At 64.1% G+C, this 21066-nt stretch carries 22 protein-coding genes; 20 read left to right on the forward strand and 2 right to left on the reverse strand.

All coding sequences use genetic code 11. The annotated features are described in order from the left end of the window. Positions 1–75 precede the first annotated feature (75 nt). From CLV78_RS02125 to CLV78_RS02150, 6 genes are all read left to right on the forward strand, one after another. The gene (locus CLV78_RS02125) at positions 76–969 is read left to right on the forward strand and encodes an N-acetylmuramic acid 6-phosphate etherase (protein ID WP_106203115.1); all 894 of its coding nucleotides are present in this window, start codon (positions 76–78) and stop codon (positions 967–969) included. Between the two features lie 33 nt (positions 970–1002). Further along, positions 1003–2259, forward strand: a complete 1257-nt coding sequence (locus tag CLV78_RS02130) for an ABC transporter substrate-binding protein (protein ID WP_106203116.1) — start codon at positions 1003–1005, stop codon at positions 2257–2259. 314 nt (positions 2260–2573) lie between these two features. Further along, positions 2574–3497, forward strand: a complete 924-nt coding sequence (locus CLV78_RS02135; protein ID WP_106203117.1) for a carbohydrate ABC transporter permease — start codon at positions 2574–2576, stop codon at positions 3495–3497. A 12-nt stretch (positions 3498–3509) separates the two neighbouring features. Beyond that, entirely contained in the window at positions 3510–4349 is an 840-nt protein-coding gene (locus CLV78_RS02140; RefSeq protein WP_106203118.1) for a carbohydrate ABC transporter permease, read from the forward strand. Continuing rightward, complete coding sequence (locus CLV78_RS02145; protein ID WP_211300927.1) at positions 4346–5365, forward strand: Gfo/Idh/MocA family protein; 1020 nt, start codon at positions 4346–4348, stop codon at positions 5363–5365. The genes CLV78_RS02140 and CLV78_RS02145 overlap by 4 nt, the downstream gene beginning before the upstream one ends. Positions 5366–5377: 12 nt before the next feature. Beyond that, positions 5378–6376 (forward strand): ABC transporter ATP-binding protein, encoded by a 999-nt coding sequence (locus CLV78_RS02150; protein WP_106203119.1) that lies wholly within the window; start codon positions 5378–5380, stop codon positions 6374–6376. A 25-nt stretch (positions 6377–6401) separates the two neighbouring features. Here the strand turns inward: CLV78_RS02150 and CLV78_RS02155 are convergent, their stop codons facing one another. Further along, the gene (locus tag CLV78_RS02155; RefSeq protein ID WP_106203120.1) at positions 6402–7457 is read right to left on the reverse strand and encodes a YeeE/YedE family protein; all 1056 of its coding nucleotides are present in this window, start codon (positions 7455–7457) and stop codon (positions 6402–6404) included. 178 nt (positions 7458–7635) lie between these two features. Further along, a complete protein-coding gene (locus CLV78_RS02160) occupies positions 7636–8019 on the reverse strand; it encodes a thioredoxin fold domain-containing protein (protein ID WP_245924805.1) in 384 nt (127 codons plus the stop codon). Positions 8020–8091: 72 nt separating this feature from the next. On the opposite strand from CLV78_RS02160, the gene CLV78_RS02165 reads away from it, so the two are divergent. The 14 genes from CLV78_RS02165 to CLV78_RS02230 all read left to right on the forward strand — a co-directional run bounded on the left by CLV78_RS02165 (position 8092) and on the right by CLV78_RS02230 (position 21047). Continuing rightward, on the forward strand, positions 8092–8823 hold the full coding sequence (locus tag CLV78_RS02165) for a cytochrome c biogenesis CcdA family protein (protein ID WP_106203121.1): 732 nt from the start codon (positions 8092–8094) through the stop codon (positions 8821–8823). 26 nt (positions 8824–8849) lie between these two features. Continuing rightward, positions 8850–9422 (forward strand): thioredoxin family protein, encoded by a 573-nt coding sequence (locus tag CLV78_RS02170; RefSeq protein ID WP_211300928.1) that lies wholly within the window; start codon positions 8850–8852, stop codon positions 9420–9422. A gap of 200 nt (positions 9423–9622) precedes the next feature. Beyond that, positions 9623–10105, forward strand: a complete 483-nt coding sequence (soxX, locus tag CLV78_RS02175; protein ID WP_106203122.1) for a sulfur oxidation c-type cytochrome SoxX — start codon at positions 9623–9625, stop codon at positions 10103–10105. A gap of 53 nt (positions 10106–10158) precedes the next feature. Then, positions 10159–10575 carry a thiosulfate oxidation carrier protein SoxY gene (gene soxY, locus CLV78_RS02180; RefSeq protein WP_106203123.1) on the forward strand — a complete coding sequence of 139 codons (417 nt, stop codon included), beginning with the start codon at positions 10159–10161 and terminating at the stop codon, positions 10573–10575. 30 nt (positions 10576–10605) lie between these two features. After that, positions 10606–10935 carry a thiosulfate oxidation carrier complex protein SoxZ gene (gene soxZ, locus CLV78_RS02185; protein WP_106203124.1) on the forward strand — a complete coding sequence of 110 codons (330 nt, stop codon included), beginning with the start codon at positions 10606–10608 and terminating at the stop codon, positions 10933–10935. Between the two features lie 80 nt (positions 10936–11015). Continuing rightward, a complete protein-coding gene (gene soxA, locus CLV78_RS02190; RefSeq protein ID WP_106203125.1) occupies positions 11016–11867 on the forward strand; it encodes a sulfur oxidation c-type cytochrome SoxA in 852 nt (283 codons plus the stop codon). A gap of 122 nt (positions 11868–11989) precedes the next feature. Beyond that, the gene (gene soxB / locus CLV78_RS02195) at positions 11990–13693 is read left to right on the forward strand and encodes a thiosulfohydrolase SoxB (RefSeq protein ID WP_106203126.1); all 1704 of its coding nucleotides are present in this window, start codon (positions 11990–11992) and stop codon (positions 13691–13693) included. Between the two features lie 68 nt (positions 13694–13761). Beyond that, positions 13762–15045, forward strand: a complete 1284-nt coding sequence (gene soxC / locus CLV78_RS02200; protein WP_106203127.1) for a sulfite dehydrogenase — start codon at positions 13762–13764, stop codon at positions 15043–15045. A gap of 370 nt (positions 15046–15415) precedes the next feature. After that, the gene (locus CLV78_RS02205; RefSeq protein ID WP_106203724.1) at positions 15416–16504 is read left to right on the forward strand and encodes a c-type cytochrome; all 1089 of its coding nucleotides are present in this window, start codon (positions 15416–15418) and stop codon (positions 16502–16504) included. Further along, complete coding sequence (locus tag CLV78_RS02210; protein WP_106203128.1) at positions 16504–17217, forward strand: c-type cytochrome; 714 nt, start codon at positions 16504–16506, stop codon at positions 17215–17217. Before CLV78_RS02205 ends, CLV78_RS02210 begins: the two co-directional genes overlap by 1 nt. 54 nt (positions 17218–17271) lie before the next feature. After that, the gene (locus tag CLV78_RS02215) at positions 17272–18543 is read left to right on the forward strand and encodes an NAD(P)/FAD-dependent oxidoreductase (protein ID WP_106203129.1); all 1272 of its coding nucleotides are present in this window, start codon (positions 17272–17274) and stop codon (positions 18541–18543) included. Positions 18544–18626: 83 nt separating this feature from the next. Continuing rightward, positions 18627–19061: a DUF302 domain-containing protein gene (locus tag CLV78_RS02220; RefSeq protein ID WP_106203130.1), complete on the forward strand. Its 435-nt coding sequence runs from the start codon at positions 18627–18629 to the stop codon at positions 19059–19061. 121 nt (positions 19062–19182) lie between these two features. Then, a complete protein-coding gene (locus CLV78_RS02225; RefSeq protein WP_106203131.1) occupies positions 19183–20100 on the forward strand; it encodes an MBL fold metallo-hydrolase in 918 nt (305 codons plus the stop codon). Beyond that, entirely contained in the window at positions 20100–21047 is a 948-nt protein-coding gene (locus tag CLV78_RS02230; RefSeq protein ID WP_425427905.1) for an MBL fold metallo-hydrolase, read from the forward strand. Before CLV78_RS02225 ends, CLV78_RS02230 begins: the two co-directional genes overlap by 1 nt. Positions 21048–21066: the final 19 nt, after the last annotated feature.

Here is a 21066-nt window from a genome sequence, read left to right on the forward strand (position 1 = left end):
TCGGGGCGAAAAAATGGTAGACAACTGGTATTGAAAAGGTATCGTAGTCAAAAGCACGCGACAGGGGAGAATCGCATGCCGCTGCCAACGACCGAAACCCTGCACCCCGATGCCGCGGGCCTCGATGCCCGCCCGCTTTCGGAGGCTGCGACGATTCTGCATGCCGGCCAGGCTGCCGCGCTTGCCGCGGTTGCTCCGGCGGTGCAGGACATCGCCCGCGGTGCCGAGTTGATGGCGGACACGCTGCGCAATGGCGGTCGGCTGGTCTATGTTGCGGCGGGGTCCTCGGGGCTCATGGCGCTTGCGGATGCGGCCGAGCTCGGTGCGACCTTCGGCATTTCCGCGGACCGGATCGTCCTGCACATGGCGGGAGGGGTGCCGGTGGACGCCTGCATGCCCGGGGATACCGAGGACGATGCGGATGCCGCGACGGCGGCGGCCCGGGATGTTCGCGAAGAGGATCTGATCGTCACGCTCAGTGCAAGCGGCACGACGCCCTATCCGCTGTCCTTCATCGAGGCCGCACGGCCGAAAGGCGCCCGCGTGATCGCGATCGCCAACAATTCAGACACGCCATTGCTGAAGGCCGCCGACGTGGCGATCCTGCTGGCCACACCGCCGGAGGTGATCTCTGGATCGACCCGGCTCGGGGCGGGGACGGCGCAGAAAGTCGCGCTCAACATGATGTCGACCCTCATGGGGATTGCGCTTGGCCATGTCCACGACGGGATGATGGTCAACGTGGTCGCCGACAATGCAAAGCTCCGCGGCAGGGCGGCCGGAATCGTCTCGCAGATCGCCGGCGTTTCGGCGGAGGAGGCGTCCCGGTGCCTCGAACGCTGCAACGGAAAGGTGAAGCCCGCGGTCCTTCTGGCTGCGGGAGCCATGACAACGGATGCAGCGGAAGCGCTGCTCCACACCACGGGGGGGCGCCTGCGCGCCGCCTTGCAGGAACTTGAAACTGCCTGAACGAAACAAGGCCAACAAGGAGGTTACACCAACATGAAAAAGACGATGTCCTTCGTGACGCTGATGGCGTCCACCGCGCTCGTTGCGGGGGCGGCAAGCGCCGCCGATGTCACGCTCACCATCGAGAGCTGGCGCAACGATGACCTTGCCCTCTGGCAGGAGAAGATCATTCCCGCCTTCGAGGCCGCCAATCCCGGCATCAAGGTCGAGTTCACGCCCTCCGCGCCGGCCGAATACAACGCCGTGCTGAACTCCAAGCTGGACGCGGGCTCGGCTGGCGACCTGATCACCTGCCGTCCGTTCGACGCGTCCCTGGCGCTCTACGATGCCGGCCACCTGGCCGACCTGAGCGACCTCGAAGGCATGGCCAACTTTTCGGACGTTGCCAAATCCGCCTGGCAGACCGACGACGGCTCCGCCACCTTCTGCGTTCCGATGGCCTCCGTGATCCACGGTTTCATCTACAACAAGGAAGCCTTCGAAGAGGTTGGCGTCGAGGTGCCGACGACCGAAGCCGAGTTCTTCGCGGTGCTGGACAAGATCAAGGAGGACGGCACCTATATCCCGATGGCGATGGGCACCAACGACCAGTGGGAAGCCGCGACAATGGGCTACAACAACATCGGCCCGAACTACTGGAAGGGCGAGGAAGGCCGGCTGGCGCTGATCAAGGGCGAACAGAAGCTGACCGATCCGCAATGGGTCGCCCCCTACGAGCATCTTGCCAAATGGAAGGACTACCTGGGCGACGGGTTCGAAGCCCAGACCTATCCGGACAGCCAGAATATCTTTACCCTTGGCCGCGCCGCAATCTACCCGGCCGGCTCCTGGGAGATCTCGGGCTTCAACGCGCAGGCCGATTTCGAGATGGGCGCCTTCAAGCCGCCGGTCCTGAACGCCGGTGACACCTGCTACATCTCGGATCACACCGATATCGCGATGGGCCTCAATGCCGCTTCCGCCAATACCGAGGCTGCACGGACCTTCCTCGACTGGATGGGCACCGAGGAGTTCGCCACGATCTATGCCAACGCGCTGCCAGGCTTCTTCTCGCTGTCGAACCACGAGATCGCTATGGAAGACCCGTTGGCGCAGGAATTCGTTTCCTGGCGTGGAGAGTGCGAGTCGACGATCCGCTCGACCTATCAGATCCTGTCGCGCGGCACGCCCAACCTCGAAAACGAGACCTGGAACGCTTCCGCGCAGGTGATCAAGGGCGCAGAAAGCCCGGCCGACGCCGGCAAGCGCCTGCAGGATGGGCTGGCCAGCTGGTACGAACCTCAGCAGTAGAAACCTGCAAACGGGCGCCCGGCTGTCCGGGCGCCCTCCCCACCGAAAGTTCGGGAGCCTCCGGCGGGGATATTTTGGGAAAAGTGATTGGGCCAGCTGCGTTGCACCCGACAAGCGGTGTGGAGCGCCCCATGCCCATCATCTTTCCGCAAATATCCCCGCCGGAGGCAGCGAAACGTCAGCCAGAGGCGATCCGTTCATGCTATATCAACCAACATCCGCCAAGCTCGGCGTTGCGGTACAGGCGGGGACGCCGATGACCGCGAAAGGTGATGGCACTCCGGCGCCTTGGCTGGAGCCGGAGTGTTTTCCCCATGGCTGAGCAACGTTCCTCGCGGCTTCGCTGGCATATCGTCGTGTTCCTCGCGCCTGCCGTGATTGTCTACACCGCGGTGATGATCTTCCCGCTGTTCAACACGCTGCGACTGGCGCTTTACACCGAGGTCGAGCAGCAACGGGTCTTCGTCGGCCTGCAGAACTTCTACACGCTCTTTGGCGATGCGATCTGGTCGGAGCAGTTCTGGAACGCGCTCGGCAACAACTTCTGGTTCTTCTTCATCCACATGATCGTTCAGAACCCCATTGGTGTCTTGCTGGCAGCGATCCTGAGCCATCCGCGCCTGCGGTTTGCGCATCTCTATCGGTCCGCGATCTTCATTCCGACGATCCTCTCCTTCGTGATCGTGGGCTTCGCCTGGAAACTGATCCTGTCGCCGATCTGGGGCATCGCGCCCTCGATGCTGGACGCGGTCGGGCTCAAGTCTCTCTATGCCCCTTGGCTGGGCAAGGAGGAATACGCGCTCACCACGCTGGCGCTGGTGTCCGTCTGGCAGTTCGTTGGCATCCCGATGATGCTGATCTACGCCGCGCTGCTGTCGATCCCCGAGGAAATCCTCGAAGCGGGCGAATGCGACGGCATCACCGGTATGGCCGCCTTCTGGAAGATCAAGCTGCCGCTGATCCTGCCCTCGATCGGGATCATCTCCATCCTGACCTTTGTCGGCAACTTCAATGCCTTCGACCTGATCTATGCGGCGCAAGGCGCCCTGGCCGGTCCGGATTTCTCCACCGATATCCTCGGCACCTTCCTCTACCGCACCTTCTTCGGGTTCCAGCTGCAACTGGGAGATCCGCACATGGGGTCTGCCATCGCCACGGCCATGTTCGTCATCATCCTGATCGGTGTCTGCATCTACCTTTTCGGCATCCAGACGCGGCTGCGCCGCTACCAGTTCTGAGGAGCCAGACCCATGAACAAGGCACGCCGTAACCCGCTCAACACCGCAGCCGCCCACGCGATCCTGCTGACCTATACGTTGATTGCGCTGTTTCCGGTCTTCGTGATCGTCATCAACTCCTTCAAGACACGGAAAGCGATCTTCCGCGAGCCGCTCGCATTGCCATCGCCGGAGACCTTCTCGACCATCGGCTACGAGACCGTGTTCAAGCAGGGGGACTTCTTCCTCTACTTCCAGAACTCGATGATCGTGACTGTCTGCTCGCTGTTTCTCGTGCTGCTTTTCGGTGCCATGGCGGCCTTCGCGCTGGCTGAGTACCGGTTCAAGGGCAACACGCTGATGGGGCTCTATCTCGCGCTTGGCATCATGATCCCGATCCGGATCGGCACCGTGGCGATCCTGGAGATGATGGTCGCGACCGGGTTGGTCAACACGCTGCTGGCACTGATCCTCGTCTACACAGCGCAGGGGCTGCCGCTTGCGGTCTTCATTCTCAGCGAATTCATGAAGCAGGTTTCGGATGACCTCAAAAACGCGGGGCGGATCGACGGGTTGTCGGAATACACGATCTTCTTCCGTCTCGTCGTGCCGCTGGTGCGTCCGGCCATGGCAACGGTTGCCGTGTTCAACATGATCCCGATCTGGAACGACCTCTGGTTCCCGCTGATCCTGGCACCGGCGGAGGCGACCAAGACGCTGACCCTCGGGTCCCAGGTCTTCATTGGCCAGTTCGTGACCGACTGGAACGCGGTGTTGTCGGCGCTCTCGATGGCGATTCTGCCTGTCATGATCCTCTATGTCATCTTCTCGCGGCAACTGATCCGCGGCATCACTTCGGGAGCCGTCAAATGATCCGAACGCTGATCGCAGGCCTTGGCAACATGGGCCTCAGCCACGCGCTCGCCCACCACCACCATTCCGACAGCGAGATCGTCGGGTTGGTCGACCGCTCCGGTCGCGACGTGCCAGAGGCGCTTGCCGGCTATCCCCGCTTCGCCAGCTTCGAGGAGGCGCTGACAGAGACCCAACCCGACCTCGTCTGCATCGCCACCTATTCCGACAGCCACGCCGACTATGCCGTAGCAGCGATGGAAACCGGGGCACATGTCTTTGTCGAGAAGCCGCTCGCAACCAGTGTTGCGGACGCGCAACGGGTCGCGGACACCGCCGCGCGGCTCGGCAGAAAGCTGATGGTGGGGTATATCCTGCGTCACCACCCCTCCTGGATCCGGCTGATCGAGGAGGCGCGCGCCCTCGGCGGGCCCTATGTCTTCCGTCTCAACCTGAACCAGCAATCCGACGGCGAGACCTGGGCGACACACAAGCAGCTCATGCAGACCACGTCGCCCATCGTCGATTGCGGCGTCCACTATGTCGATGTCATGTGCCAGGTGACGGATGGCGCGCCGGTGCGGGTGCATGGGATGGGGCTGCGCCTCTCGGACGAGATCGCGCCGGACATGTACAACTACGGGCACTTCCAGGTCGTTTTCGACGACGGTTCCATCGGCTGGTACGAAGCGGGGTGGGGGCCGATGATGTCGGAGACCGCCCACTTCGTGAAAGATATCGTCTCGCCCAATGGCGCGGTCTCCATCGTCACGTTGTCCGACCATGATTCCGACTCCGTCGAGGGGCACACCAAGGTCGGCACGCTCAAGATCCACCGCGAAGGCGGCGACGAGCTGGTCGATTTTCCCGGCGAGCCCGGGCACCAGGAGCTGTGTGACGCCGAACAGGCCTTCATGCTCCGCGCCATTGCCGAGGACCTCGACCTTTCCCGCCACGCCAGTGACGCGGTGCAATCGCTCCGCATCTGCCTTGCCGCCGACGAGAGCATCCGCTCCGGCCGCGCGATCGACCTTTGAAGGAGCCGCCCGATGACTGCCCTGAAACTCACCAATGTCTGCAAGAGCTTTGGCCAGGTCGATGTGCTCAAGAATATCGATCTGGAGGTGGAGGAAGGCGAGTTCGTCGTCTTCGTCGGCCCGTCCGGCTGCGGCAAGTCCACGCTTCTGCGCGTGATCGCCGGGCTGGAGGATGCGACCGAAGGCACCGTCGAGATCGGTGGCCAGATCGTCAACCAGATCCCGCCGGCGAAGCGTGGCATTGCCATGGTCTTCCAGTCCTACGCGCTCTACCCGCACCTGAGCGTGCAGGGGAACATGGCGCTGGGGCTCAAGCAGGAGAAGCAGCCTCGGCAGGTGATCGACGAGCGGGTCGCCATGGCGGGGCGCATGTTGTCGCTGGAGGACTACCTCGACCGTCGCCCGTCGGAGCTGTCTGGTGGGCAACGGCAGCGGGTCGCCATCGGGCGCGCCATCGTGCGGGAGCCGAAGCTGTTCCTGTTCGACGAGCCGCTCTCGAACCTCGATGCGGCGCTGCGCATGAACACCCGGATCGAGATCGCGCGCCTGCACCGGCAGCTTGCCGCCTCGATGGTCTATGTCACGCACGACCAGACCGAGGCGATGACGCTGGCCGACAAGATCGTCGTGTTGCGGGACGGTCGCGTGGAGCAGATCGGCAGCCCGATGGAGCTCTACAATGATCCTGCCAACCAGTTCGTGGCCGGGTTCCTCGGCGCGCCGTCGATGAACTTCCTGTCCGCGGCGCGGATCGGCGAAAGCGGGGATCACAGCGTTGGCGTGCGGCCCGAGAACATCCGCCTGGGGACCGAGGGTCGGGTGTCCGGCAGGGTGACCCACGTGGAGAAACTGGGCGGCGATACGAACGTTCTGGTCGAGCTGGCCGATGGTGAGGTGGTGACGGTCCGCCTGTTCGGACAGCACGATGTCTCTCCGGAGACCTCCGTTGGGTTGCTCTTCGACGAAACGGATCTCTACCGCTTCTCGGCCGCCGGGGAGCGCCTGCGCTAGCAGCCCGTCCGGGCGCATGCCCTGTTCAGGACGGTGCGAATCCGTGGATCAACTGGCGCAGACCGAGCCATGCGCCGATCATGATCGCGGCAAGTGTCAGCGGCGCGGAGAAGGCCAGCAGGGAGAAGGCCGAGAGGCCCTGTCCCACGGAGCAGCCGACAGCGATGGCCCCGCCGAATCCCATCAGCACGGCCCCACCGATCTGGCGGCGCAACTCGCGCGGGTCCTCACAGGCCTCCCAGCGGAAATGACCGCGCCGGATGGAGCCGATCAACGCGCCGCAGAGCACGCCCGCGACAGACCCGACGCCGAAGTTCAGCTTCATCCCCGAAGCGAGCATGACATAGAGCACCGTGTCGCCGAGCGGGGCGGAAAAGGTATGGCTCTCGACCGGCACGGCGCCAAGGCTCCGGTCGGCGACGAAGGCCGTCGCGGCCCAGCCAGCAACGATGGAGAAGCCGACCACGGTGGCCCAGCCCATGGCTCGCCTGTCTGATCGCATTCGCGCCGGCGCCAGCCCGGCGATGGCGATGGCAACACCGATCCCAAGGCCGAGAAAGACAGGAGACAAGCCCGTTGCACCGGACAGAAGGTGGGCAAAGCCTGCCGGGGTCCCGGTGCCGACCAGCCCGTCGGGAAAGAGCGTGACCCGGAGCGAGGCGAAAGGGCCGGAGATCGCGGCATAGGCGGAGATGGCCATCACCAGCACCACAACGAAGGCACGCAGATCCCCCCCGCCGACCCGGGCCAGAACGCCGTAACCGCAGTTCCCGGCCAGCGCCATTCCATAGCCGAAGACCAGGCCGCCGGTGACATGCGCGACGGGGTTCCAGCCCCGGTTCAGGTAGAAACTTGCCTCCGGGTCCAAGAGGCCGACCCCGGCCAGTCCGAAGGCGCCCATGATGGCCACACCGAGAGCCACGGCCCACATCCGCATGCGGATATCGGAACCGCCATAAAACGCGTCTTCAATGGCGCCCAGCGTGCAGAAACGGCCAATGCGGGCGGCGAGGCCAAGCCCCAATCCCCCGGCAAATCCAAGGATCGCGACCAGTGCGGCGTCGCCTAGCCCTTCGCCCATGTCTCCTCCTCCCATGCCGGCGGACCGGGCGGGACATCTGCTGCGTCCATCGTCCCGAGCCTCTGTGCAGCCCCCGCGCCTTGGGCGGGTGTCTGCTGTGGCAACGGGAGTATCTTGTGCCGCCGCAGACCGGTCAAGAGCGGGCCTTGGGCAAGGGCGCAGCAGCAGGAGGGACGCTTCACGGGTCGGGCGTGTAGTCGGTCGCCTCTACCAGAAGTTGTTGCAGGACGCTCCAGAAGAAATCCTCTCCCGGGTAGCCTTCAAGCCGCGCCAGTTCCTGTCCGGCGTCGTCAACGATCACGAAGGTCGGGGTGAAGTTGACCCGCCGCGCCAGCATCAGGGCGTCCATCTCGTCGCTTCCGAGGGTCACACGGCGCAACGGCGCGAAGGCGCCTTCCGACGTCTTCGGATAGATCGGTGCAATCTCGGCATTCCATTGGGCGCAATAGTGACAGCCCGCCTGCTCGATCATCACGAGGTCTTCGGAGAGTGCCGGGCAGGGCGCGAGGGCAAAAGCCGCGCTGACAAGCAGGCCGCGCGGGAGGAGGGGGATCGGTCGCATGGTCACCGCATTGACTGGATCACTTTGCGTAACCTAATTTGAATATGTGAATGAGACAAGGGAGGGGACTGCGTGCCCGATGTAAGCTGGGCAGGGGCCGTGTTGGCCGGTCTGCTGTCGTTTCTGTCACCCTGCATCCTGCCGATCGTGCCCTTCTACCTGTCCTACATGGCTGGGGTGGGGATGAACCAGATCACGGAGGAAGGCGAGGTACCGCCCGGCGTACGCCGCCGCGCCGTGATCTCCGCGATCTTCTTCTCTGCTGGAATCATCACGATTTTCATGGCTCTCGGCGCCTCGGCCTCCGCCTTCGGGCAGATGGTCTCGCAATACATGGACACGCTGCGGATCGTGGCGGCGGTGATCATCATCGCGATGGGGCTGCACTTCCTTGGCGTGATCCGGATCGGGATCCTGTATCGCCAGTTCCGGGCGGAGGCGGGGGACACCGCGAACATGTCCTTCCTCGGCGCCTACGTGATCGGCCTTGCCTTCGCCTTTGGCTGGACACCCTGCGTCGGCCCGGTGCTGGCCACAATCCTGATGCTGGCGATGCAAGAGGCAAACGCCACGCGAGGTGCCTTCATGCTGCTGGCCTATGGCGTCGGGATGACGGCACCTTTCGTGTTGGCCGCCTTTTTCATCGGGCCGTTCATGCGCTGGATGAAGGGTTTCCGCAGACACCTGCCGGTGGTCGAGAAGATCATGGGCCTGCTGCTGGTCACCTTCGGGATCCTGATCGGCACCAACTCGGTGAACCTGATCGCGCAATGGATGCTGAATTTCATGCCCACCATCGGGTGATGGGGGCGATTTCGGGAGGAATAGACATGCTGAAACGTCTCTTGGGGGCAATGGCCGCACTTCTGCTCGCGGCTCCTCTGGCGCTGGCCGAAGTGGGCGAGGACGGGCTGCACAAGGCCGACTGGATGCGGGACACCTTCAAGGACCTGGCCGAGGACCTTGAAGAGGCAAACGCCGAGGGCAAGCGGTTGATGCTGATCTTCGAGCAACGCGGCTGTATCTATTGCCGGCAGATGCACGAGGAGGTCTTCCCGAAGCCCGAGATCGCCTCCTATATCGAGGAAAACTACTTCGTCGTGCAGATGAACCTCTATGGTGACGTCGAAGTCACCGATTTCGATGGTGACACCGGCACGGAGAAGGAGATGGCCCGGAAGTGGGGAATCATGTTCACGCCGACGATTCTCTTTTTCGGTGAGGACCTGCCGGACGGGCAGACCGCGGCCCAGGCGGCGGTCGCCATGATGCCCGGCGCCTTCAAGGCGGGGACCACTCTCGACATGCTCACATGGGTCCGCGAAAAGCTCTATGAGAGCGATTCAGAGGACGCGGAGTTCCAGCGCTACCACGCGCGGAAAATTGCGGAACGCGCAGGATAATAAGGCAAAGGTGAACAATCCTTGCGCCTTGACGCAACTATTGTTCGACCAGCTTTTGCTTTTCAAACTTATCGTACTCAAGCGACAAAATTCAGATAGTTGAATTTGTTGTTGCTATCGCGCGAACCTGTGCGCTACGGTATGCCGAGCGAACGGAAGAAACACGCAGCTTTCGCGATAGTGTCGCTACGGGAGGATACATGAAACGCGCATTCCACGCGGCCTTGGCCGCATGCATTCTTGCACCCAGTGCACAGGCCGAGAGCGTCGCCCCGGGCGACGTATCCTACGACGAGGCCGGTGCCGTCGCCGCGTCGCTGACCGGCCAGCCGGGCAATGCTGAGGAGGGGGCCAAGGTCTTTTCCACCAAGTCGGTCGGCAACTGCGTCTCCTGCCACGAGGTCACCGCGCTGGCGGACGTGCCGTTTCAGGGCAACGTCGGGCCTTCGCTGGACGGCGTGGCGGACCGGTGGACGGAGCATGAGATCCGCGGGATCGTGGCCGACGCCAAAAAGACCTACGACGGCACGGTCATGCCGTCCTTCTACAAGGTCTCGGGTTTCATCCGCCCGGGCAAGGCCTACACCGGCAAGGCGATCCCGGCCGAGGAAATCACCCCGCTGCTGTCGGCACAGCAGATCGAGGATGTCGTCGCCTTCCTGGTGACGCTCAAGGACGAGTAATCGAACGCCCGGATCGCGAGGTCCGGACCAACAGACAACCCAAGGAGAGAGAAATGAGCTTCTCACGTCGCGAGACACTGGTGCTCGGCCTTGGCGCGGTTGCCCTGGGCTTCATGCCCTTCCGTGCGAACGCTGCCGCCGAAGACGCCATCGCCGCCTTTACCGGCGGTGCGGAGGCCGGAGAGGGGGGAGTCACCCTGACCGCCCCCGAGATCGCCGAGAACGGCAACACGGTTCCGATCTCGGTCGATGCGCCGGGCGCGGTGTCGATCCTGGTCCTTGCCAGCGGCAACCCGACCCCGGGCGTGGCCCAGTTCAATTTCGGTGAGTTGGCAGGCTCCCAGTCGGCCTCCACGCGCATCCGGCTTGCCGGCACGCAGGACGTGGTGGCGGTGGCGAAGATGGCCGACGGCAGCTTCGTGAAGACAGCCTCGACCGTGAAGGTCACCATCGGCGGCTGCGGCGGCTGATCCCCAAGAGATTCCAAGGAGAACAGACAGATGGCAGAAGGTGTAAAGCCCCGCGTCAAGGTGCCGAAGAAAGCCGCCGCCGGTGATACGATCACCATCAAGACGCTGATTTCGCACAAGATGGAAAGCGGTCAGCGCAAGGGTAAGGACGGCAACCTTGTTCCGCGCTCGATCATCAACCGCTTCACCGCCGAGTTCAACGGCACGCCGGTGATCGACGTCACCATGGAGCCCGCGATCTCGACCAACCCGTATGTGGAATTCGAGGCTGTCGTCCCGGAGGAGGGTGAGTTCAAGTTCACCTGGTACGATGACGACGGCTCTGTCTACGACACGGCAAAGAAGATCGCGATCGGCTGATCGCCGCCCTTCGGGGCCTGCAGGAACGCCTGTCCCGGCGGGAATGATCGGGGCGGGTCTACCCACAGGGAGGACACCAGATGAATTTCAAGGCAATGACGGCGCTCGCGGGTGCGCTTGCCCTGTCGGCCGGTCTCGCCAACGCAGATGCGGACGAGGATACGCTGACCATCAACGGCGAGATCGAGATCGTGACCAGGACCGCGGCGCCGGACCATGTGGACGGGCTGTCGGAAGTGATTTCCGGATGGCATTTCCGCGCCGACGAGACGCAGGCGCTGGAGATGGATGATTTCGACAATCCGGGCATGCTCGGCGTCGAGGCGGCCATGGAGGTCTGGGAAACGGCCGAGGGGTCGGAGGGCAAGGCCTGTGCCGATTGCCACGAGAGCGTCGAAGAGACGATGAAGGGCGTGCGTGCGGTATATCCGAAGTACAACGAGGCCGCGGGAGAGGTGCAGACGCTGGAGATGGTGATCAACGATTGCCGGACCGAGCGCATGGGCGCCGAGGCTTGGAACTACACCGGCGCCGACATCACCAACATGGTGGCGCTGATTTCGTCGGTGTCCCGCGGGATGCCGGTGAACGTGGCCATCGACGGGCCGGCCGCCGAGATGTGGGAGCAGGGCAAGGAACTCTACTATACCCGCACCGGCCAGTTGGAACTGTCCTGCGCCAATTGCCACGAAGACAACTACGGCAACATGATCCGGGCCGACCACCTCAGCCAGGGCCAGATCAACGGTTTCCCAACCTACCGTCTGAAGAATGCCAAGCTGAACTCGGTCCATGCCCGCTTCAAGGGATGCGTGCGCGACACGCGGGCAGAGACCTACGCGCCTGGCAGTCCGGAGTTCGTCGCGCTGGAGCTCTACGTCGCTTCTCGTGGCAATGGCCTCTCTGTCGAAGGACCTTCGGTCCGCAACTGATCTGATGGAACTTCCCGCGCCGTCCTCTGGCGGCGCGGGTTTTTTCCGACCTGAAATATTCAACAAAGCGCATGTTTGTCGCATGGACAGGATGAACGGCGCATCAAGAAGGATCGACTCGCATGATCTCGCGCCGTGATTTTCTGCAGGTCTCGATGGCCACAACCGCCATCGTTGGCGCCTCGGGCTTCGGCAACTTCTCCCGGCTGGCCGCGCAGCAGCGGCTGACCCAGGATGAGCTCCTGCAGTTCGACACCTTCGGCAATGTGACCCTGATCCACATCACCGATATTCACGCGCAGATGAAGCCGATCTACTTCCGTGAACCGGAGATCAACCTTGGCGTCGGCGATGCGCGCGGGAAGATCCCGCATGTGACCGGCGCCGCATTCCGAAAGATGTACGGGATCGAGGACGGGTCGGAGGCTGCCTATGCGCTGACCTTCAACGACTTCGCCGCCCTCGGGAAGGAGTACGGCAAGGTTGGCGGGTTGGACCGCGTGGCGACCGTAGTCAACGCGATCCGGGCAGACCGTCCCGATGCGATCCTGCTCGACGGTGGCGACACTTGGCACGGCTCCTACACCTGCTATCAGACCGAAGGCCAGGACATGGTCAACGTGATGAACAAGCTGGCGCCCGACGCAATGACCTTCCACTGGGAGTTCACGCTGGGCAGCGACAGGGTGCACGAGATCCTTGAGGATCTGCCGTTCGCGGCACTTGGCCAGAACATCTTCGACAAGGAATGGGACGAGCCGTCGGAGAATTTCGAAAGCTACCAGGTCTTCGAACGCGGCGGCACGAAGATCGCCGTCATCGGTCAGGCTTTCCCCTACATGCCCATCGCCAATCCCGGCTGGATGTTCCCCGAATACTCCTTCGGTATCCGCGACGAGCGCATGCAGGAGCAGGTGGACGAAGCCCGCGCCGAAGGGGCGGAGCTGATCGTGGTGCTCTCGCACAACGGCTTCGACGTGGACAAGAAGATGGCCAGCAAGGTCAGCGGGATCGACGTGATCCTGTCCGGTCACACCCATGACGCCGTGCCCGAGCCGGTGCTGGTGGGAGAGACGATCATCGTTGCCAGCGGCTCGAACGGCAAGTTCGTCTCCCGCGTCGACCTCGATGTGCGCGACGGTCGGATGATGGGGTTCCGGCACAAGCTGATCCCGATCCTGTCCGACGTGATCACGCCGGATGCCGAGATGACCGCGCTGATCGACGAGCAACGCGCGCCATACCTCGCCGAACTGGAAGAAGTCATTGGGCAGCTCGACATGGACTCCGTCCTCTACCGGCGCGGCAACTTCAACGGCACCTGGGACGACCTGATCTGCGATGCGCTGATCTCGGAGCGGGAGGCGGACATCGCAATGTCGCCGGGCGTCCGCTGGGGGCCGTCGATCCTGCCGGGGCAGGACATCACCCGGGAGGACATCTGGAACGTGACCTCGATGACCTACGGCAAGGCCTACCGCACGGAAATGACCGGAGAATTCATCCATGTCATCCTTGAGGACGTGGCCGACAACCTGTTCAACACCGACCCCTACTACCAGCAGGGCGGCGACATGGTCCGCATCGGCGGCATGGGCTACGACATCGATATCTCCAAACCGCAGGGCAGCCGTATTTCCAACATGACGCTGTTGAAGACCGGCGAGGCCATCGACCCGGCCAAGTCCTACATGGTCGCGGGTTGGGCCAGCGTGAACGAGGGCACCGAGGGGCCGCTGATCTGGGACGTGGTCGAGGACCACATTCGCAAGATCGGTACCGTCTCCACCCCGCCGAACACATCCGTCACCGTCACTGGCGTCTGAGCCGGTCGATCCGTACAGGCTGCCGGCCCGGCCGGCGGCAGAACGAAACCGAAAGAGGGACATCACCGATGACCACCAAGGGAAAGCGCAGGGACGGCGGCATCTCCCCGTCGCGTCGACAGTTCCTGAGCGGTGCGGCCGCGGCCGGTGCCGGCGCTGTGGCGGCCACCGCCGCGAAGGCAGCGGGGCCCGACCCGCTGATCACTGACGTGCAGGACTGGGCCACCTCAACCGGCGCCGGCGTCGATGCCACGCCCTACGGCCTGCCCATCGAGTTCGAGAGCGACGTCGTGCGCCGCAACGTGGAATGGCTGACCGCTGACACGATCTCCTCAATCAATTTCACCCCGATTCACGCGCTTGACGGCACCATCACGCCGCAGGGCTGCGCCTTCGAGCGGCACCATTCCGGCGCCATCGAACTGCGCAAGGAAGACTACCGGCTGATGATCAACGGCCTCGTCGATACGCCGCTGGTCTTCACCTACGAAGACCTGGAGCGCTTCCCGAGGGAGAACCGGATCTACTTCTGCGAATGCGCGGCCAATACCGGGATGGAATGGGCCGGTGCGCAGCTTAACGGCGCCCAGTTCACCCATGGCATGATCCACAACATGGAGTATTCCGGGGTGCCCCTGCGCACGCTGCTGAACGAGGCCGGCGTCAAGACCGAGGGCAAGTGGGTCTATGTCGAGGGGGCGGACGCTTCCTCCAACGGCCGGTCGATCCCGCTTGAAAAGGCGATGGACGATTGCCTTGTGGCCTTCAAGGCCAACGGCGAGGCTCTGCGGATGGAACATGGTTATCCGGCCCGGCTGGTCGTGCCCGGCTGGGAGGGCAACATGTGGGTCAAGTGGCTGCGCCGGGTGGAGATCACCGACGGCCCTGTCGAAAGCCGCGAAGAGACCTCCAAATACACCGACACGCTGGAAGACGGGACCTCGCGCAAGTGGACCTGGGAGATGGACGCCAAGTCGGTCATCACTTCGCCCAGCCCGCAGATGCCGATCCGGCACGGCCACGGTCCCTTGGTCATCACCGGACTGGCCTGGTCCGGGAGGGGCGCGATCACCGGGGTGGACGTGACTGTCGATGGCGGCAGGACCTGGACAAAGGCGCGGCTCGGCGCGCCCGGTCAGGACAAGGCACTGACCCGGTTCTATCTCGATCATGTCTGGACCGGGGAGGAGATGTTCCTGCAATCCCGCGCCCGGGACGAGACAGGTTATGTCCAGCCGACCAAGGCGCAGCTGCGCGAGGTGCGCGGGCTGAACTCCATCTATCACAACAACTGCATCCAGACCTGGTGGGTCAACGCGAACGGGGAGGCAGAGAATGTCGAAATTTCCTAACCAGTTGGCCCTGGTGGGCGTGGTCGGCGTCTCGGCCATCGCCCTGTCGGTCGGCCTGAGCGAACGCGCGGCCCACACGGCAGACCTCGCCGCGCACGAGGCCGAGATGCACGCGGCAGCCGCGCAATCCTCCGTCGTCGAACACGAGACGCAGGAGGCCGCGCCGCAGGTCGCCGCAGACGACACACCGGAGGTTGCGGCGGAAGCGACCGCGACCGCCGAAGCAGCGGTGGCCCCGGGAGAGGCCGCCACCGAAGAGATCGCCGCCGCGCCCGCCGGGACTGCGGCTGCCGATGCCGCGGCGACCGCCTCCGCTGTCGTGATCGACGGCAGCACCGACACGCTCGACGGGCAGGGGGATACCACGGCCATGGTCGGCGAAGACACCGCCGCGCCACAGGGCAAGTTCGGCCTCGGCCGTGCGGCTCTCCCCGAGGAAATCGCCGCCTGGGATGTCGACATCATGCCCGATGGCCGAGGTCTGCCCGAGGGATCGGGCGATGTCTGGACCGGGGAGGAGGTCTTTGCCGACAATTGCGCCGTCTGCCATGGCGATTTCGCCGAAGGTGTGGACAACTGGCCCAAGCTTGCCGGTGGTATGGACACGCTGGACCACGAGGATCCGCTGAAGACTGTCGGATCCTACTGGCCTTATCTCTCCACGACTTTCGACTACGTGCGCAGGTCCATGCCGTTCGGTGCCGCGCAGACGATGAGCGACGATGATGTCTATGCCATCACCGCCTACATCCTCTATTCGAACGATCTCGTGGACGAGGATTTCACATTGTCGAAGGAGACGTTCTTCGATGTCGAGATGCCCAATGCCGGCGGTTTCATCGTCGATGACCGGGCGGAGACGGAGTACCCGCTGTTCAGCCAGGACCCGTGCATGGAGAATTGCAAGGAGAGCGTGGAGATCACCATGCGCGCCGCCGTTCTCGATGTGACCCCTGACGAGGACGGCGAGGACACCGGCGAGGAGGCGGCCGTCGCCCCGGCTGCCGACGACGGCACGCAAGTGGCTTCGGCCGATCCGGTGACGCTGGCGCCGGCTGCGGCGGCGCCAGCCGACACGGCCGCGGCGACCGAGGCGGCCCCTGAGGCCACCGAGGGCGCCGCCCCTGCCAGCGAGGTCGATCCGGCGCTGGTCGCCTCGGGGGAAAAGGTGTTCAAGAAGTGCAAGGCCTGCCACCAGGTTGGTGACGGAGCGAAGAACAAGGTCGGCCCGGTCCTGAACGGGATCGTCGGCCGTGCGGCGGGCACCGGCGATAGGTTCAAGTATTCCAAGGCCATGGTCGAAGCCGGCGCGGGCGGAATGGTCTGGGATGAAGCAAATCTTGCGGGCTATCTGGCCGCGCCCAAGACCTTCCTGAAGGGCAACAAGATGGCCTTCGCCGGGTTGAAGAAGGATGACGACATCGCGGCGATCACCGCCTTTCTGAAGTCGCATCCGTGATGATCGGGCTGCGGATCCTTGCGGGGCTTGCCGTGGCCTTGCTCGCGCCGGCGGGATCGTCCGGCGCGAGCGAGTTCGGCGACGTGGAGCGCGGGGCGGAATACTGGAAACAGTGCCGGACCTGCCACCGCATCGGACCCAATGCGTCCAACAAGGTCGGGCCGAACCTCAATTACATCTTCGGCCGAGCCTTCGGTGCCGCCGAGGGCTATCGCTATTCCAATGCGATGCGGGCCGCGGGCGCGGCCGGGCGGGTCTGGGACCTCGACCAGCTTGATGCCTACATCACCGACCCCCGAGGCTTTCTGAAGGGCACCAAGATGACCTTCAAGGGCATCCGGGACCCGCAGGAACGCGCAGATGTGCTGGCGTGGTTGCGTGCCAATTCCGACAACCCGCAGGACATCCCCGAAGCCGCGCCCACCGCCATCGGCACCGACCACAACGTCGATCCCGCAATCCTCGCGATCCAGGGCGACCCGGAGTACGGCGAGTACCTTTCCAGCGAGTGCCTGACCTGCCACCGCGCCGATGGAGAGATGGAAGGCATCCCGTCCGTCACCGGCTGGCCGGAGGACAGCTTCGTCATCGCCATGCATGCCTACCGGGACAAGGCCCGTGACCATCCGGTGATGCAGATGCTGGCGGGGCGTCTGAATAACGAGGAAATCGCGGCACTGGCCGCCTATTTCGCCGCGCTCGGCGTGGATTGACCCCGCAAGGGGAGCCGCCGGCCCCATGCCGGCACCTGAGGGAGGACACGACCCATGAAACTGAACAGACGCCATTTTATCGGCACTTCTGCCGCGCTCACCGCGTCGCTGGCGGCGCCTTCGGTCTGGGGCGACAGCCATGGCAAGCCGAAGGTTGTCGTGATCGGCGGCGGGGCAGGGGGCGCGACGGCGGCACGCTACCTCGCCAAGGACAGCGACGGTGGTCTGAATGTGACACTCGTCGAGCCGTCGCGGGACTACTATACCTGCTTCTTCTCCAACCTGGTTCTCGGCGGTTTCCGGGACATCGCCTCCATCCGGCATTCCTATGGCACGCTGGCGGCACAATTCGGCGTCAATGTCGTGCATGACTGGGCGACCGGTATCGACCGCGATGCAAAGACGGTGACGCTCGCCGGGGGCGCGGTGCTGCCCTATGACCGGCTGGTGGTCTCTCCGGGCATCGACTTCGTCGAGGGCTCGGTGCCCGGCTGGGATCTCACGACCCAGAATGCCATGCCCCACGCCTACAAGGCCGGGTCGCAGACCGAACTGCTGAAGGCGCAGATCGAGGCGATGCCGGAGGGGGGGCTGTTCTGCATGGTGGCGCCGCCCAACCCGTTCCGCTGTCCGCCGGGGCCTTATGAGCGGATCTCCATGGTTGCGCACAGGCTGTCGCAGGTGAACCCGACCGCCAAGATCCTGATCGCCGACCCGAAGGAGAAATTCTCCAAGCAGGCACTGTTCGAAGAGGGTTGGGATACCCACTACGGCGGGATGATCGAGCGCCTGGGTCCCGATTTCGGTGGCGGCAACGTCTCCGTGGATGCGGAGGCGATGACCGTGGACATCGACGGCGAGGTGGCCGAGGTCGACGTCTGCAACGTGATCCCGGCGCAGAAGGCCGGGCGGATCGCGGAGCTTGCCGGACTTGCCGACGACACGGGATTCTGCCCTGTGGTTTCCGCCTCAATGCAGAGCCGCCTCGACGAGAACATCCACGTTCTGGGCGACGCCACGAACCAGGGCGACATGCCGAAGTCCGGCTTTGCCGCCAACAGCCAGGCCAAGGTCGCCGCAATGGCGATCCGGGGCGCGCTCACCGGGTCAAAGGTCTTCCCGGCGAAGTTCACCAACACCTGCTGGTCGCTGGTCTCCACCGACAACGGCATCAAGGTCGGGGCCACCTACGAGGCCACGGAGGAGAAGATTGCCAAGGTGGACGGCTTCATCAGCCAGACCGGCGAGGAAGCCGACCTGCGCAAGGCGACCTACGAGGAATCGCTGGGTTGGTATTCCGGCATCACCGCCGACATGTTCGGCTGACAGCATCGGGGCGGTGCGGGCGCGGCCGGTGGCCGCGCACCGTCCCCCGGACCACACTCGACATCCTTTCAACGGAGACACTCATGAAACATCTTCTGACCAGCGCCGTTGCGACCCTCGCCCTCTGCGGCGCAGCCTTCGCCGGAGACGCGATGATCACCGATTTCGACGGCGAATTCGAAGACGCCACATTTGCCGTGGAGAGCGCGATCGTCGGCCAGGGGCTTGTCATCGACTACGTCAGCCACACCGGCGACATGCTCAACCGCACCGGCGCCGACGTAGGCTCGGACAAGAGGATCTTCGACGCCGCCGACATCTTCCTTTTCTGCTCCGCCAAGGTGTCGCGTTCGGTGATGGAGGCCGACCCGATGAACATCGCCTATTGCCCATATTCCATCTTCGTCACCGACGTGGATGGCAAGGTTCAGATCGGCCATCCCACCTATCCCGACGGAGCCATGCAGGAGGTTCAGGCCCTTCTGTCCGACATCGTTGCCGAAGCCGCGGGCGATTGAGGGGGCGCCCGCGCTGAAATCTCGGCGCGATCCCGGGGTGGCCGCTCCGGCAGGCCGCCCCGGGCTTTGATCCGGAGCCGCGCTCCCGCCGCAATCCGAAACGAACCCGCGAGATCTGCCGATGCACATCACCCGCCGTACCTTCCTGACAGGCGCCGCCAGCCTTCCGATGCTGGCCGCGCTGCCCAGGCCGAGCCTTGCCGAAATCCGCATCGGTGAGGCCACGCTGACGACGGTCAGCGACGGCCACCTCGTCCTGCCCGCGGATTTCATATTTGGCCCGATGCCGCAGGATCAGCTTGACCCGGTCCTGCGTGACCTCGGCGTCGATCCCGCCGGCCCCCTGAAGCCGGAATGCAACCTGACCCTCTATCGGGACGGGTCCAACACGGTCCTCTTCGATGCAGGTTCCGGCCCGGATTTCATGCCGACCGCCGGGAAGATCCTCGACGGTCTGGAGGCTGTCGGGCTGACCCCGGAGGACATCACGCATGTCGTCTTCACCCACGCCCATCCCGATCACATCTGGGGGGTGCTGGACGATTTCGACGACCCGCTTTTTGTGAACGCCATCCACATGATGGGCCGGGCCGAGTGGGACTACTGGTGGAACCCGGAGACAGTGAACACCATTGGCGCGGCGCGGACCACGTTCGCGGTCGGCGCCCGACGCCGGATGGAGGCCATCGAGGGTTCGGTGGCGATGTTCGACGACGGACAGGAGATTCTTCCGGGCATCGCCGCGGTGGCAAGCCACGGCCACACGCCGGGCCACATGAGTTTCGAGATTCGCAACGGATCCGAGGCGGCGATGGTGCTGGGCGATGCAATCGGCAATCACCACGTCGCGTTTCGCAAGCCCGGCTGGCACAGCGGATCCGATCAGGACGCGGAGATGGCGGCAGAAACCCGGCGCAGCCTCTTCGACCGCCTGACCGCCGAGAGGATGCGCCTCGTGGGGTTCCACTTGCCGGGCGGCGGGATCGGTCGGGCAGACCATTTCGACGACGGTTTCATCTTTCTACCAGGAGACGCATGATGCGCATTGCCATCGCCGCGACCCTTGCGGCTTTTGCCCTTCCGGCGGTCGCCCACGAGGACATTGCGGACCTCTATCCCGGCTCGCCGCTTTACTCGAAGCCGGTGGAGTTCATTCCCAACGTCTGGTCCGCCATCGGCGCAACCGCCCCGCCGACATATGAAAACAGCGGACATAACAACAACCTGAGCTTCATCGTGACCGGCGACGGGGTGGTCGTGATCAACGGCGGCGCTGCCTATGTGCTGGCCGAAGCGCTGCATGAGGAGATCCGGGCGATCACCGACCAGCCGGTGAAACTGGTGATCGACGAGAACGGGCAGGGCCACGCGATGCTCGGCAATTCCTACTGGCAGGAGCAGGGCGTGCCGATCCTGGCCCACGTGGAGGCCGCGCAGGAGTTCGAGGACCGCGGCGAGGCGATCCTGGACGACATGAAACGCTACAACCGCGACAAGGCGGAGGGCACCTTTGTCGCGCTGCCAACGCAGACATTCGAGGACAGCCACGTCATCGAGATGGGCGACTACCGCATCGAGGTGCTGCACCTCGGCCCCGCGCATGGTCCCGGTGACACCCAAGTCTGGCTGCCGGAGCAGAGCCTCGTGATCGCCGGTGACATGGCCTTTCACGAACGCATGCTGCCGATCTTCGCAGACACGATGACCGCCGACTGGATCGAGACCTGGGAGACCGGCTTCGAGGCGCTCGGCGCCACCTACGTGATCCCCGGCCACGGCCACCCGACGAACATGGACCAGGTGCGCCGCTACACCCGTGACTACCTCGTCTACCTGCGGGAGAAGATCGGTGCGCATCTGGATGCGGGCGGCGACCTAGCGGAAGCCTATTACGTCGACCAGTCGCCCTATGCCCAACTCGATACCTTCGAGGAACTGGCGACAAAAAACGCAGGCCGGGTCTACGAGCAGATGGAGTTCGAATGACCCGGGCAGGCAGGGCTGA

This window comes from Aliiruegeria haliotis (assembly GCF_003003255.1).
Taxonomy (GTDB): domain Bacteria; phylum Pseudomonadota; class Alphaproteobacteria; order Rhodobacterales; family Rhodobacteraceae; genus Tropicimonas; species Tropicimonas haliotis.